Source organism: Variovorax monticola (genome assembly GCF_051216855.1).
Classification (GTDB): Bacteria; Pseudomonadota; Gammaproteobacteria; order Burkholderiales; family Burkholderiaceae_C; genus Variovorax.
The window spans coordinates 14,997-28,973 of sequence record NZ_JBPJZP010000005.1 but is presented as its reverse complement, the minus strand read 5'-3'; the positions used below and the strand labels follow the sequence as shown (position 1 = coordinate 28,973).

The 13,977-nt window shown below is 67.5% G+C and carries 13 protein-coding genes; 10 read left to right on the top strand and 3 right to left on the bottom strand.

The features are described 5' to 3' along the window. Positions 1-13 precede the first annotated feature (13 nt). Genes ACSFA5_RS17890 through ACSFA5_RS17880 form a run of 3 tightly spaced genes read right to left on the bottom strand, consistent with a single transcriptional unit; the run spans position 14 to position 3,071 of the window. Positions 14-1,351 carry a serine hydrolase domain-containing protein gene (locus ACSFA5_RS17890; RefSeq protein ID WP_435445394.1) on the bottom strand — a complete coding sequence of 446 codons (1,338 nt, stop codon included), beginning with the start codon at positions 1,349-1,351 and terminating at the stop codon, positions 14-16. A 20-nt stretch (positions 1,352-1,371) separates the two neighbouring features. Then, positions 1,372-2,187, bottom strand: a complete 816-nt coding sequence (locus ACSFA5_RS17885) for a crotonase/enoyl-CoA hydratase family protein (protein WP_435445393.1) — start codon at positions 2,185-2,187, stop codon at positions 1,372-1,374. Between the two features lie 35 nt (positions 2,188-2,222). Next, positions 2,223-3,071, bottom strand: coding sequence for a 3-hydroxybutyryl-CoA dehydrogenase (locus ACSFA5_RS17880; RefSeq protein WP_435445392.1), 849 nt, complete (start codon positions 3,069-3,071; stop codon positions 2,223-2,225). A 196-nt stretch (positions 3,072-3,267) separates the two neighbouring features. On the opposite strand from ACSFA5_RS17880, the gene purT reads away from it, so the two are divergent. The 10 genes from purT to ACSFA5_RS17830 all read left to right on the top strand — a co-directional run bounded on the left by purT (position 3,268) and on the right by ACSFA5_RS17830 (position 13,976). After that, complete coding sequence (purT, locus tag ACSFA5_RS17875) at positions 3,268-4,470, top strand: formate-dependent phosphoribosylglycinamide formyltransferase (protein WP_435445391.1); 1,203 nt, start codon at positions 3,268-3,270, stop codon at positions 4,468-4,470. A gap of 133 nt (positions 4,471-4,603) precedes the next feature. Further along, positions 4,604-5,545 (top strand): alpha/beta hydrolase, encoded by a 942-nt coding sequence (locus tag ACSFA5_RS17870; RefSeq protein ID WP_435445390.1) that lies wholly within the window; start codon positions 4,604-4,606, stop codon positions 5,543-5,545. A gap of 109 nt (positions 5,546-5,654) precedes the next feature. Further along, the gene (locus ACSFA5_RS17865; RefSeq protein ID WP_435445389.1) at positions 5,655-6,485 is read left to right on the top strand and encodes a helix-turn-helix domain-containing protein; all 831 of its coding nucleotides are present in this window, start codon (positions 5,655-5,657) and stop codon (positions 6,483-6,485) included. A gap of 19 nt (positions 6,486-6,504) precedes the next feature. Continuing rightward, on the top strand, positions 6,505-7,380 hold the full coding sequence (locus ACSFA5_RS17860) for a branched-chain amino acid ABC transporter permease (protein ID WP_435445388.1): 876 nt from the start codon (positions 6,505-6,507) through the stop codon (positions 7,378-7,380). A gap of 92 nt (positions 7,381-7,472) precedes the next feature. After that, entirely contained in the window at positions 7,473-8,549 is a 1,077-nt protein-coding gene (locus ACSFA5_RS17855) for a branched-chain amino acid ABC transporter permease (RefSeq protein ID WP_435445387.1), read from the top strand. After that, positions 8,546-9,364: an ABC transporter ATP-binding protein gene (locus ACSFA5_RS17850; RefSeq protein WP_435445386.1), complete on the top strand. Its 819-nt coding sequence runs from the start codon at positions 8,546-8,548 to the stop codon at positions 9,362-9,364. The genes ACSFA5_RS17855 and ACSFA5_RS17850 overlap by 4 nt, the downstream gene beginning before the upstream one ends. 286 nt (positions 9,365-9,650) lie before the next feature. Beyond that, on the top strand, positions 9,651-10,424 hold the full coding sequence (locus ACSFA5_RS17845; RefSeq protein WP_435445385.1) for an ABC transporter ATP-binding protein: 774 nt from the start codon (positions 9,651-9,653) through the stop codon (positions 10,422-10,424). Positions 10,425-10,428: 4 nt separating this feature from the next. Next, entirely contained in the window at positions 10,429-12,285 is a 1,857-nt protein-coding gene (locus tag ACSFA5_RS17840) for an AMP-dependent synthetase/ligase (RefSeq protein ID WP_435445384.1), read from the top strand. 43 nt (positions 12,286-12,328) lie between these two features. After that, positions 12,329-13,495, top strand: a complete 1,167-nt coding sequence (locus tag ACSFA5_RS17835) for an ABC transporter substrate-binding protein (RefSeq protein WP_435445383.1) — start codon at positions 12,329-12,331, stop codon at positions 13,493-13,495. A gap of 7 nt (positions 13,496-13,502) precedes the next feature. Continuing rightward, positions 13,503-13,976 carry an EVE domain-containing protein gene (locus tag ACSFA5_RS17830; protein WP_435445382.1) on the top strand — a complete coding sequence of 158 codons (474 nt, stop codon included), beginning with the start codon at positions 13,503-13,505 and terminating at the stop codon, positions 13,974-13,976. Position 13,977 lies beyond the last annotated feature (1 nt).

Here is a 13,977-nt window from a genome sequence, read left to right as displayed (position 1 = left end):
AGCCCGCCGCGGTTCAAGGCCGCATCAGCGCCTCGCCCATCGCCTGGAACGCGGGCAGCGTGAGCACGTCGTTGGCGCCGTTGGCCGCCACCGGGTGCGCCGCGTAGCGCACGATCACCATCTCGGCCTTCGGGTCGACGTAGATGCTCTGGCCGTGGATGCCGCGCGCCATGTATGCGCCGTGCGGGTTGTGCGACACCCACCACATGTCGCGGTAGCTCCAGCCCTGCAGCAGCGGGTAGCCGGCCTTGACGAACTTGGCCGGGTCGCCGCCGCGCTGGATGTCCTGCACCACCGCCTTCGCAATGGCCTGCTGCCCGTTGGAGGCACGCCCGCCGTTGCGCAGGGTCTCGCCGAAGCGCGCCAGGTCGCGCAGCACGGTGTTCAGGCCGCCGCCGCCCGACTCGGTGCCGATGCGGTCGACCATGAAGTAGGCGTCCTGCTCGGCGCCGATGCGCCGCCAGATCTTCTCGCTCAGCAGCTCGGCCAGCGACTGGTTGCTCACGCGGCGCAGCGCCCAGGCCAGCACCTCGGCGTTGACCGTCTTGTAGGCGAAGGCATCGCCGTGCTCGCCTTCCTTCTTCAGCGTGGCGAGGAACTCGTAGAACGACTTGGGGCCGGCGTAGCCCGGGCCCTGCGCCAGCATGCCGCCGGCACGGGCGTAGTCCCAGATCTCGGCCTTGGGGTCGGCGTAGTTCTCGGAGTAGTGCACGCCGACCGTCATGTCCATCACCTGGCGCACGGTGGCGTCGCCGTAAGCGGTGTCTTTCAGCTCGGGAATGTAGGTGGTGACCAGCGCGGCCGGGTCGAGCTTGCCTTCGTCCGCGAGGATGGCCGCCAGCGTGCCGACGAAGGACTTGGTGACCGACATGGCAATGTGCGGGCGCTCGGGCGTGAGCGCGCCGAAGTACTTCTCGTAGACCACCTTGCCGCGGTGCATCACGAGGACGCCATCGGTGTAGGTGCCGGAGATCATCTGGGCGAAGTTCAGCGTCGGGTCGCTGCTCGTGCTCCCCAGGGGCTTGAAGGTCACGGTCTCGATCTGCACCGGCGACGTGGCCGAAGGCAGCGGGCTCGCCGCGCCGCTGCCGCGCCACACGTTGGCCGTGGGCACGGTCTCGCGCACATGCGAGAAGCTCCAGCGCGTGCGCGGAAACACGCCGCCGGCCGGGTTGTCGAAGGTGATGAGCTTGTCGGGCGGGGGCGGAAAGCCTTTCATCCAGCCCAGCGCGTCGACCGAGGTGGCCGCGGGGTCGGGCAGCGCGGCGGGCGCGGGCGTCTGGGCGGAGGTGGTGTTCACTGCGAGCAGGGTGAGAGCGGCGGCGAGCGCCGTGCGAATGAAAAGGGACATGGTGGGAGCGATGAAAAAGATCAACGGCCGCTGAAGCGCGCGGGACGGCGTTCGACGAAGGAGCGCACGCCCTCGGCGGCGTCTTCGCTGTTCGACAGGCGCTTCTGCGTCTCGATGAACTCGCTCACCGCAGACAGCGGCCCGTGCTCGATCGCCTTCAGCACGTTGAGCCGCGTGGCCACCACCGCCAGCGGCGCCTGCGCCGCGATGCGCTGCGCAATGGCCAGCGCCGCGTCGAGCTCCTGCCCGGCCGGCACCACCTTCTGCACGAAGTTGAGCCGGTAGGCCTCGGCGCTGTCGAACTCGTCGGCCGTCAGCAGGTGCAGCATCGCGTTGCCCAGCCCGGCGCGCTCGGCCATGCGCAGCGTGGCGCCGCCCGTGGCCATGATGCCGCGCTGCACCTCCATCTGCGAGAAGCGGCAGTTGTCGGCCGCCACCACGATGTCGGCGCCCAGCATCAGCTCGATGCCCACCGTGAAGCAGATGCCCTTGACGGCCACCACCATCGGCTTGGTGCGGCGGCGGTAGTCGGGCAGGCCGAAGTCGTGCGGCTCCACCAGCCCGGCGGGCACGGCCTTCTCGCCGCGCTTCATGTATTCCATGACCGCCGGCAGGTCCAGCCCCGCCGTGAAGTGGTCGCCGAAGGCATGTAGCACGCCCACGCGCAGGGCAGGGTCGTCGTCCAGCCGAGTGTAGGCCTCGGCCAGCTGCTTGAACATGGGCGGCGTCCAGCCGTTGCGCTTGGCCGGGCGGTTGATGCCGATCAGCAGCACGTGGTCGAGCACCTGGGTGTCGATGCAGCCTTCGGCGGGCGGGGAGCTGGGGGTGGCGGTCATGTGTTTTTGTCTCCGAGTTGTTTTTGTCGTGGGGCTCAGTAGGTGTAGACGCCGCGGCCGGTCTTGCGGCCCAGCTGGCCGGCGGCGACCATTTCCTTCAGCAGCGGGCAGGGGCGGTACTTGGAGTCGCCGAACTGCTCGAGGTACACCTCCATCACCGCCAGGCACACATCGAGGCCGATCATGTCGGCCAGTGCCAGCGGGCCGATGGGCTGGTTGCAGCCCAGCTTCATGCCGGCGTCGATGTCTTCGGCCGTGGCAATGCCTTCGGACAGCACGAAGAAGGCCTCGTTGATCATCGGCACCAGGATGCGGTTGACCACGAAGCCCGGCGCGTTCTTCACCGTGATGGGCGACTTGCCCAGCGTCACGGCCAGCGCCTTCACCGCGTCGTGCGTGGCGTCGCTCGTGAGGTAGCCGCGAATCAGCTCCACCAGCGCCATCATCGGCACCGGGTTGAAGAAGTGCATGCCGATGAAGCGGTCGGGGCGCGAGGTGGCGGCGGCCAGCTGCGTGATGGAGATCGACGAGGTGTTCGAGGCAATGATCACCTCGGGCGCGAGCAGCGCGTCGACCTGCTTCAGGATCTTCAGCTTGAGCGCGTGGTTCTCGGTGGCCGCCTCGATGACCAGTTGCGCGCCCTTCAGGTCGTCGTAGTTCGTCGAGCCCGTGATGAGCGCCAGCGCGGCGGTCTTCTGCTCCGCTGTGAGCTTTTCTTTCTTGATCAGGCGGTCGAGGCTGCCCGACACGGTGGCCAGGCCCTTGTCGACGGCCGCCTGGGCGACGTCGACCATCACCACCTTCACGCCGGCCACCGCGCAGGCCTGCGCGATGCCGTTGCCCATTGTTCCGGCGCCGATGATGCCGACAGTCTGGATAGCCATGAGAGAACTCCTTGAAGAAACAAAAAAGGGGGGAAATCGGGGGTGCACGTGGCTGGCGCCACGGCAGGCCGTCGATTGTGAATCAGCCCCACGGCCGCGCCGTTGCCGCGTGTGACACGCCCGGCGCGTGGGTGGCTTACAGTCCTGCGGTTGCTTTTTCCCTCTCTCTTTGTCTCTCTCTTCGCGACTTCCGACCATGACCACCCTCGGCACCCCCCTTTCCCCCTCCGCCACCCGCGTGATGCTGCTCGGCTCCGGTGAACTCGGCAAGGAGGTGCTGATCGCCCTGCAGCGCCTCGGCGTCGAGACCATCGCGGTGGACCGCTACGAGAACGCCCCCGGCCAGCAGGTGGCGCACCACGCGCGCACCATCACCATGAGCGACCCCGCGCAGCTGAAGGCGCTGATCGAGGCCGAGAAGCCCACCCTCGTGGTGCCCGAGATCGAGGCCATCGCCACGCAGACGCTGCAGGCGCTCGAAGACGCCGGCGTGGTGCGCGTCATTCCCACCGCCCGCGCCGCCCGCCTCACGATGGACCGCGAAGGCATCCGCCGCCTGGCCGCCGAAACGCTGGGCGTGCCCACCAGCCCCTACAAGTTCTGCGACTCGCTGGCCGAGCTGCAGGCCGCCATCGATGCCGGCATCGGCTACCCCTGCATCGTCAAGCCCGTGATGAGCAGCTCCGGCAAGGGCCAGAGCAAGATCGACGGCCCGGCCGACGTGCAGAAGGCCTGGGACTACGCCATGGCCGGCGGCCGCGTGAGCCACGGCCGCGTGATCGTCGAGGGCTTCATCGACTTCGACTACGAGATCACGCTGCTGACCGTGCGCGCCAAGGACGCGGCCGGCGCCGTGGAAACGAAGTTCTGCGACCCCATCGGCCACGTGCAGGTGAGCGGCGACTACGTGGAAAGCTGGCAGCCGCACCCGATGGCGCCCGCCGCGTTGCAGAAGGCGCAGGAGATTGCGCAGGCCGTGACGGCCGACCTGGGCGGCCAGGGCCTGTTCGGCGTCGAACTGTTCGTGAAGGGCGACGAGGTGTGGTTCAGCGAAGTCAGCCCGCGCCCGCACGACACCGGCATGGTCACCATGGCCACGCAGTGGCAGAACGAGTTCGAGCTGCATGCGCGCGCCATCCTCGGCCTGCCGGTGGACACGACGCTCAAGAGCCCGGGTGCCAGCGCGGTGATCTACGGCGGCGTGGACGCCACCGGCATCGCCTTCGACGGCGTGGCCGAGGCGCTGCAGGTGCCCGGCAGCGACATCCGCCTGTTCGGCAAGCCCGAGAGCTTCACCAAGCGCCGCATGGGCGTGGCGCTGGTGCATGCGGCCGACACCGATACGGCGCGCAAGCTGGCCAAGGAAGCTGCTTCGCGCGTGAAGCCGCGCAAGGCTTGATCGCGCCCTGAAGTTGCCTAGGATGAACCCGCGCTCCGCAGGCGGGTAGCCAGTTTTCGCAAGCCGCGCCGCCACGGCGCGGGCATCGTGCAGGAAGATCGAGACACACCCACTCGACCCTCCCGGAGACACCATGCTGCACCCCCAGGCGCGCGCCTTGCTCGACTTCATCGAGGCGCGCGGCATTCCGCCGACCCACACCCTGTCGCCCGCCGATGCGCGGGCCTTCTACCGCGAGCGCCGCACCGCCACGCAACCGCTGCCCGCCGAAGTGGCCGAGGTGCGCGACCTGGCGGCCGACGGCCCGCACGGCCCCATTCCGGTGCGCATGTACCGGCCGCTGGGCTCGGGCGCCGGCCCGCTGCCGGTGCTGGTGTACTTCCACGGCGGCGGCTGGGTCATCGGCGACCTCGACACGCACGACGTGCTGTGCCGCGAACTGGCCAACGGCGCAGGCTGCGCGGTGGTCGCGGTCGACTACCGCATGGGCCCGGAGCACCGCTTTCCCGCCGCGGTGGACGACGTGCTGGCCGCCACCCGCTGGGTGCGCCGCGAGGCCGCCACGCTGGGGCTGGACGCGAGCCGCATGGCCGTGGGCGGCGACAGCGCGGGCGGCAACCTCGCGGCGGTGGTCGCCATCGCCGCGCGCGACGCGGGCGACCTGCCCCTTGCCTACCAGCTGCTGATCTACCCCGCCACCGACATGCGCCGCGGCCATCCGTCGCACCAGGCGAACGGGCAGGGCTACCTGCTGACCCGCGACACCATGGCGTACTTTCACGACCACTACATCACCGACCCCGCGCACGACCTCGACTGGCGCGCTTCGCCGCTGCTGCACACCGACCTGTCGGCGCTGCCGCCGGCGCTGGTGATCACCGCCGGCCACGATCCGCTGCGCGACGAAGGCGCGGCGTATGCGCAGGCGCTCACGGCCGCCGGCAACCACGCCGCGTACGTGTGCTTCGAGCGCCAGATCCATGGCTTCGTCCCCATGGGCAAGGTGCTCGACGAGGCCAACACCGCGGTCGCGCTGTGTGCCTCGGAACTGCGCCGCGCGTTCGCGCAGGCCTAGGGAAAGTCCCCGCGCAAATCGATATCGCGCGAGCGGCCCTCGCCGCTACGATCCAGCCAACCCAGACGCCACCGCAGAGTGGCAGTCCACCGATTGCAGGAGACAAACCATGCAGCGAACGAGGACGACGCCGCCTGAGCGGGGCGCCGCAAGGCAGGGCGAACGCCTGATGTGGCTCACGCCGCACCGCGTGTTCTATGCCGGCCTGCTCGGCGCGGCGGCCGAGCGCACCATGGGCGGCCACGGCGTGTGCGTGTCGCCCGCCGGCGCGCCGCCCAACCGCATCCGCATCGGCGGCGGGGCCTGGCAGACGGGCGAGCTCATCGTGGTGCCCCCGCATGTGCCGCACCAGGTGGAGAGCGCGCATCCGCTCATCTTCAGCCTGCTCATCGAGTCGGAGTCGGTCGACCCCGCGCGCATGCCGGCCTTTCTGCAGCACTGCGGCCCGGTCGAGGCACCGGCCTTCGTGCAGCGTGTGCGCGATGCGCATGCGCACCTGCTGGCCGCTTCGGGCCGGGGCACCGACTTCGAGGGCTTCGATTTCGATGCGATGTTCTTCGGCGAAAGCCTCGCGCCGCGCACGCTCGATGCACGCATCCGCAAGGTGGCCGAGGCCATCAACGACGACCCGGCCGCGCCCATGTCGGCCGAGGACTGCGCGGCTTCGGTGCACCTGTCGTTCTCGCGCTTCCTGCACCTGTTCAAGCAGGAAACCGGCATGGCCTTTCGCGCGTTTCGCGCCTGGAAGCGCGCGCGCAGCCTGCTGCGCTACGTGCGCCAGACCGGCACGCTGACCGACATCGCGCTGGACACGGGCTACCCCGACTCGACGCACTTCAGCCATTCGATTCGCCAGGTGTACGGCCTGAAACCCAGCGACATCCTGGCCGGCTCGCGCCGACTCGCGTTGCACGACGCGGCCGGCGGCTTCAGGCACTGAGCGCAGGAAGAAAGGCCCCATGCAGATCCTTCAACTCCTGCTCTCGGGCATTGCGCAAGGTTGCATCTACGGGCTGATCGCGCTGGGCTTCGTGCTCATCTACAAGGCCACCGAAACCGTGAGCTTCGCGCAGGGCGACCTGATGATGCTCGGCGCCTTCGGCGCGTTCGCGGGCATGTCGCTGTTCGGCCTGCCGTTCTGGCTCGCGGCCATCCTGGCGATCGTGGCGATGGCGGCTTTCGGCGTGCTGCTGGAGCTGGTGGTGATCCGCCCGATCCTGGGGCAGCCGCAGTTCACCATCGTGATGCTGACCATCGGCATCGCCTACGTGGCACGCGGCCTCATCACCATGGTGCCGGGCATCGGCACCGAGACCCACACGCTGGCCGTGCCCTACAAGGACCAGATCTGGAAGCTGGGCGAACTGGTGGTCAACCTGGAGCAGCTGGCGATCATCGTCGCCACGGCCATCCTGTGCGGCCTGCTGTTCGCGATGTTCCGCTACAGCAAGCTGGGCATCGCGATGCAGGCGTCGTCGCAGAACCAGCTGGCGGCCTACTACATGGGCATTCCGGTGAAGCGGCTCAACGGGCTGGTGTGGGGGCTGGCGGCCGCCGTCGCCGCGATTGCCGGCATGCTGCTCGCGCCCATCACCTTCGTGCACGCGAACATGGGCTTCATCGGGCTGAAGGCCTTTCCGGCCGCGGTGGTGGGCGGCTTCGGCAGCCTGCCGGGCGCCATCGTCGGCGGTCTGGTCATCGGCATCGTCGAGTCGTTCGCGGGCTTCTACCTGCCCGACGGGTTCAAGGACACGGCGCCGTACATCGTGGTGCTGCTGATGCTCATGATCAAGCCCAACGGTCTCTACGGCGAAAAGCTGCGCAAGAAGGTTTAGAAACATGCGCCCCCACGCTCGTCACTTCGTGTACTCGCTGCCCCCCAAGGGGGCGCAGGTCCGCCTTGGGGCGGCCCGGCGGCGGACCTGATATGCGCTTCATCTTCAAGACCAGCTACGACCAGGACATCCGCCTCGCGCGGCACGGCGGCCATGTGTTCTGGTACGGCCTGCTCGTCGCGTTCCTCATTGCCGCGCCGTGGATCATCGAGGAGTACTGGCTGGCGCAACTGACCTTCGTGCTGATCTACGGCATCGTCGGCTTGGGCCTGATGCTGCTGGCCGGCTTCACGGGGCAGTTCTCCATCGGGCATGCGGCGTTCCTCGGCACCGGTGCCTACACGCAGGGCGTGCTGACGAACATGGGCGTGCCGTTTCCGCTCGCGCTGATCGCCGCGGCTGCCTTGTCGGCAGCGGTGGGCGTGGTGGTCGCGTTGCCCGCGCTGCGCGTGAAGGGCATCTACCTGGGCATCGCGACGCTGTCGTTCGGCTTCATCGTCGAGGAGGTGTTCGCGCGGTGGGAGAGCGTGACGGGCGGCAACGCAGGGCTGCACGTGAAGTCGCCGCAGCTCTTCGGCTGGTCGCTGGGCTCGGGCGACGGCTTCTACTTTCTGTGCCTGGTGGTGGCGGTGCTCGGCACGCTGGGCATCCTGAACCTGCTGCGCTCGCCGACGGGGCGCGCGTTCGTGGCCATTCGCGATTCGGAGATTTCGGCGCAGAGCATGGGCATTCACCTGGCGCGCTACAAGACGATGTCGTTCGCGATTTCGGCGGCGCTCGCGGGGCTGGGCGGTGCGCTGTACGCGCACAAGCTGAGCTTCATTTCGCCGGACCAGTTCAGCATCCTGCAGTCGATCGACCTGCTGCTGATGGTGGTGATCGGCGGGCTCGGCTCGGTGCACGGCGCGTTCCTGGGCGCGATTTTCCTGATCGCGATGCCGCAGTTGATATCGATGGGCAAGGACTGGCTGCCGGCGGTCGTCGGGCAGGCGCCGGGGTTGCAGGGGCTGGTGTACGGCCTGGTGCTGATCGCGTTCGTGCTGTTCGAGCCGCTGGGGCTGTACGGCCGCTGGCTGAAAATTCGCACCTGGCTGCAGCTCTTTCCGTTCTACCGCAGGGGCCTGTTCAAGCGGCAGAAGTCCTTTGCCAAATCGGACCGGCTGAGATGAGCGACGACATCCTTCTTTCGGCCAGGGACCTGAGCGTGCGCTTCGGCGGCGTGCTGGCGGTGAACAAGGTGAGCTTCGACGTTCGCCGCGGCGAGGTGTTCACGCTGATCGGTCCGAACGGCGCGGGCAAGACGACGGTGTTCAACCTGATCAGCCGCATCTACACGCCGACGACAGGCGAGATCACATGGCACGGCGAAGCGCGCGGGCCGATCGCGCTGACGCAGCAAGCGCCGCATGCGATTGCCGCGCTGGGCATTGCGCGCACCTTCCAGAACATCGAGCTGTTCGAGCATGCGACGGTGCTGCACAACCTGCTGATCGGGCGCCACACGCACCGGCAGACGGGCTTCTGGAGCGAGGTGTTCTTCACGCCCGCCACGCGGCGTGCGGAGATGGCGGCGCGCGAGAAGGCGGAGCAGGTGATCGAGCTGCTCGATCTGCAGCATCACCGCGATTCGATGGTGGCGGGCCTGCCTTACGGCGTGCGCAAGGTGGTCGAGTTGGCACGTGCCTTGTGCACGGAGCCCAAGTTGCTGTTGCTCGACGAACCTTCTTCCGGACTGAATGTGGAAGAGACCGCCGACATGGCATTCTGGATTCAGGACATCCAGCATGAACTGGGGGTGTCGGTGCTGATGGTCGAGCACGACATGTCGCTGGTTTCCAAAGTGTCTGACCGGGTGTTGGCGATGAACATGGGCGAGGTACTGGCTACCGGGTCGCCTGGGGAGGTGCAAGCCGATCCGCGTGTGGTCGAGGCGTACCTGGGGACCGTGGACGACGTGAGCAGCTTGAGGAGGGTGGCGGCGTGAGTTCGTTGTTCGTTACTTCCTTGGAGGCGCCCGGTGCGCGGTGCGGTGCGGTCGCCCCCACTGTGCCGGCCGCTTCGCGGCTCCCCTGCGGTGCTCGCGTTTCGCGGGGTCTCGCAGAACTCGCTTCGCTCAAACAGCTGCGAGCCCTTGTCCGCGAAACGCTGCGCTCCTCGGCGGCACAGAGGGGGCGCCCACCCCGCACCGCGCACCGGGCTCGGGGGTGGAGTGTTCACCCTGTACGTGTCTACGGCGTCAGGGCCTCTGCCACTGCCTTTGGAACGACGAAATGAGCGACGCAGTCCTCCAGCTCCTGAACGTGGAAAGCGCCTACGGCCCGATCAAGGCCATCCGAGGCGTGAGCCTGAAAGTAAGACAAGGCGAGATCGCGACCGTGCTCGGCTCCAACGGCGCAGGCAAGACGACGATCCTCAAGACCATCTCCGGAATCATCGACCCCCGCAAAGGCAGCATCGAATTCCAGGGCAAGGACATCACCGCCAAAGACCCGGCCTACATCGTGCAGCAGGGCCTGAGCCACGTGCCCGAAGGCCGCGAGGTGTTTGCGCTGCTGTCGGTGAAAGACAACCTGCTGATGGGGGCCTACACCCGCAAGGACCGCGACGGCGTGGCGCGCGACATGGAGACGGTCTACACCTACTTTCCCATTCTTCGCGAACGGGCCACGCAGGACGCGGGGCTGCTGTCGGGTGGCCAGCAGCAGATGCTGGCCATTTCGCGCGCCATCATGGCCGCGCCGCATCTCATTCTTCTGGACGAACCCAGCCTCGGCCTGAGCCCGAAGCTGACCAAGGAGATCTTCGAGATCGTCGTGCGCATCAACCGCGAGCGCGGCACCACCATCCTGCTGGTCGAGCAGAACGCCAACATGGCGCTCAACGCCGCCGACCACGGCTACGTGCTGGAGAACGGCCGCATCGTGATGGAAGACACCTGCGAACGCCTGAGGGAGAAGGACGACATCAAGGAGTTCTACCTCGGCGTGAAGGACGACGGCGTGCGCGGCGAGCGGCGCTGGAAAAAGAAGAAGACCTGGAGATAGCGCCATGCAAGGACTCTGGGACCTCGACACCTTCGCCCCGCGGCTCGACATCGTCGTGCCGGGCGACACCCTCTCCGCCATGTTCTGGAACGCCGTGAAGCAACGCGGCGACACCGTCTGGATGCGGCAGAAGGAACTGGGCATCTGGCGCACCTGGAGCTGGCACCAGACGGCCAACGCCGTGCGCGAAATCGCGGCCGGGCTGCAGGCCATCGGCTTCGTGCCCGCCGAGTGCGCATCGATCTTGTCGAACACCGTCATCGAATGGGTGCTCGCCGACCTGGCCGTGCTCAGCTGCGGCGGCGTGTCCAACGGCATCTACCCGACCGACGCGGCCTCGCAGGTGCACTACCTGTGCGAAGACTCGCGCACCACCGTGCTCTTCGTGGAAGACGACGAGCAGCTCGACAAGGCGCTCGAAGTGCGCGCCGGCCTGCCGGGCCTGCGCCGCATCGTGGTGTTCGACATGGAAGGCCTGCGCGAGCTCGACGATGCGGCCGTGATGAGCCTGGACGCGCTGCGCGCCCTCGGCCGCGCGCGCCTGGCCGCCGACCCGCAGTGCGTGGAGCGCACCGTGGCGGCGTGCCGGCCCGAAGACCTGGCCATCCTGGTCTACACCTCGGGCACCACCGGCAAGCCCAAGGGCGCGATGCACAGCCACGCCGGGCTGGTGTACACCGCGCGCGGCTACAACACGCTCATTGCGCAGGACGAGACCGACGAGCGCATGTGCTTTTTGCCGCTGTGCCACATCGCTGAGCGCATGGGCGGCGAATACTTCGCGATGTACACCGGCTCCATCCTCAACTTCGTGGAGAACCCCGAGACGGTGCCGGAGAACGTGCGCGAGATCGCTCCCACCGTGTTCACCGCCGTGCCGCGCGTGTGGGAGAAGTTCTATTCGGGCGTGATGATCGCGCTGAAGGAGGCCAGCCCGCTGCAGCAGGCCGCCTACAAGTGGAGCATCGGCGTGGGCGAGGCGATTGCCGCGCGCGTGCTGGCGGGCGAGCCCGTGGGCGCGGCGCTCAAGTTGAAGTTCAGGCTGGCGCGGGTGCTGGCGCTGGACAACGCGCGCAAGCTCATCGGCATTCACCGTGCGCGCTTCCTGGTGACCGGCGCGGCGCCCATTTCGCCCGAGCTGGTGAAGTGGTACCTGGCCCTGGGCGTGCCGATGCTGGAGGTGTGGGGCATGACCGAGTCGTGCGGCGCCTCGACCGCGGTGCCGGCCAGCCGCATCAAGCCCGGCTCCATCGGCCCGGCCACGGGCTACAACGAGGTGCGCATCGACGCGGGCACCGGCGAGATCCTGGTGCGCGGCCCCAATGTCTTCATGGGCTACCTCAACCTGCCCGAGAAGACCGCCGAGACCATCGACGCCGAGGGCTGGCTGCACACCGGCGACGTGGGCGTGATGGACGGGGACGGGTATTTCCGCATCACCGACCGGATGAAAGACATCATCATCACGGCGGGGGGAAAGAACGTGACGCCCAGCGAGCTGGAGAACGAGCTCAAGTTCAGCCTCTACATCACCGACGCGGTGGTCATCGGCGACAAGAAGCCCTACCTCACGGTGATCGTCATGATCGACCAGGAGAACGTCGAGAAGTTCGCGCAGGACAACGACGTGCCGTTCAGCAACTACGAGAGCCTGACGCGCACGCGGGAAGTGCAGGACCTGATCCAGGGCGAGATCGACCGCGTCAACGCCAGGTTCGCGCGCGTGGAGCAGATCAAGAAGTTCTTCCTGCTCGAGACGCAGCTGAGCGCAGAGGACGAGGAGCTCACGCCCACCATGAAGCTCAAGCGCAAGCTGGTGCAGACCAAGTACGCCGAGCGCATCGAAGCCATGTACCGGTGACATTGCCGGCCTGTTTTTTTCGCCAACCCGAGGAGACAACCGCATGAAGCTCAAGACACTGACGACGCTGGCCGTGGGGGGCCTGGTCGCGACGCACGCGTTTGCGCAGCAGCAGCAGGGCGTGAGCAAGGACGAGATCCGCATCGGCACCATCCAGGACCTGTCGGGGCCGCTCGCGGGCTTCGGCAAGCAGGCGCGCAACGGCATGCAGCTGCGCGTGGACGAACTCAACGAGCAGGGCACCCTGAACGGGCGCAAGCTCAAGCTGTTCGTCGAAGACTCGGGCTACGACCCGAAGAAGGCGGTGCTGGCCGCGCAGAAGCTGGTGAACCAGGAAAAGATCTTCATCATGGCCGGCCACATCGGCACGGCGCAGAACATGGCGGCGATGCCGGTGCAGTTCGACAAGAACATCGTCAACTACATGCCCATCACCGCGGCGCGCGAAATGTACGAGCCGCTGAACCGGCTGAAGTACTCGTTCGCGGCCACCTACTACGACCAGATCCGCCTGGCGCTGCCCAAGATGATCAAGGACAAGGGCGCCAAGAAGGTGTGCACCATCTACCAGGACGACGAGTTCGGCCTGGAGGTGCAGCGCGGCGCGGAGGCCGGTGTGAAGGCCGCGAACATGGAGCTGGCCGAGAAAACATCGTTCAAGCGCGGCGCCACCGACTTCAGCTCGCAGGTCGCGAAGATGAAGGCCGCCAACTGCGACCTGGTGGTGCTGGGCACCATCATCCGCGAGACCATCGGCACCGTGGGCGAGGCGCGCAAGACGGGCTTCAACCCGACCTTCATCGGCTCCAGCGCGGCCTACACCGACCTCATTCACAAGCTGGGCGGCAAGGCGATGGACGGCGTGTACGCCACCATGACGGTGCAGAACCCCTACACCGACGAGCAGTCGCAGCCGCTGCGCTTCTGGGCCAACAAGTACAAGACCAAGTTCAACGAAGACCCGACGGTGTTCTCGGTGTACGGCTACGTGATCGTCGACTCGTTCATCAAGGCGGCGACCAAGGCCGGCCCCAACCTCACGACCGACAGCTTCATCAAGGCGATGGACAGCATCACCTTCGAGCCCGACATGTTCGGCAGCCCCAAGAGCACCTACACCGCCACCAAGCGCCTGGGCAACGACCAGTCGCGGCTGTCGCAGATCAAGGACGGCAAGTGGGTGGTGGTGTCGGACTATGTGACACCATGACGGGACCATGCCCAGCCCTTCCCCCCGCTACTGGTTGATGAAGTCCGAGCCCGACGAGGTCTCGATCGACGATGCGCTCGCCGCGCCCGGCGCCACCGTGGCGTGGACCGGCGTGCGCAACTACCAGGCACGCAACTTCATGCGCGACGGCATGGCCGTCGGCGACGGCGTGCTGTTCTATCACTCGAGCTGCCCGGAGCCGGGCATCGCCGGCATCGCGCGCGTGGCCTCGGGCATCAAGCCCGACCCGACGCAGTTCGATGCGAAGTCGCCGTACCACGACGCCAAGTCGAAGCCCGACGATCCGCGCTGGCTGCTGGTGGACGTGCAGGCGCTGCGCAAGACGCGCCTGCTGGCCTTGCCCGAGCTGCGCGAAAAGCCCGAACTGGCCGAGCTGGTGGTGCTGCGCAAGGGCAACCGGCTGTCGATCACGCCGGTGGAGCCCGCGCACTGGAAGATCATCGAGAAGATGCTGGGCTGAG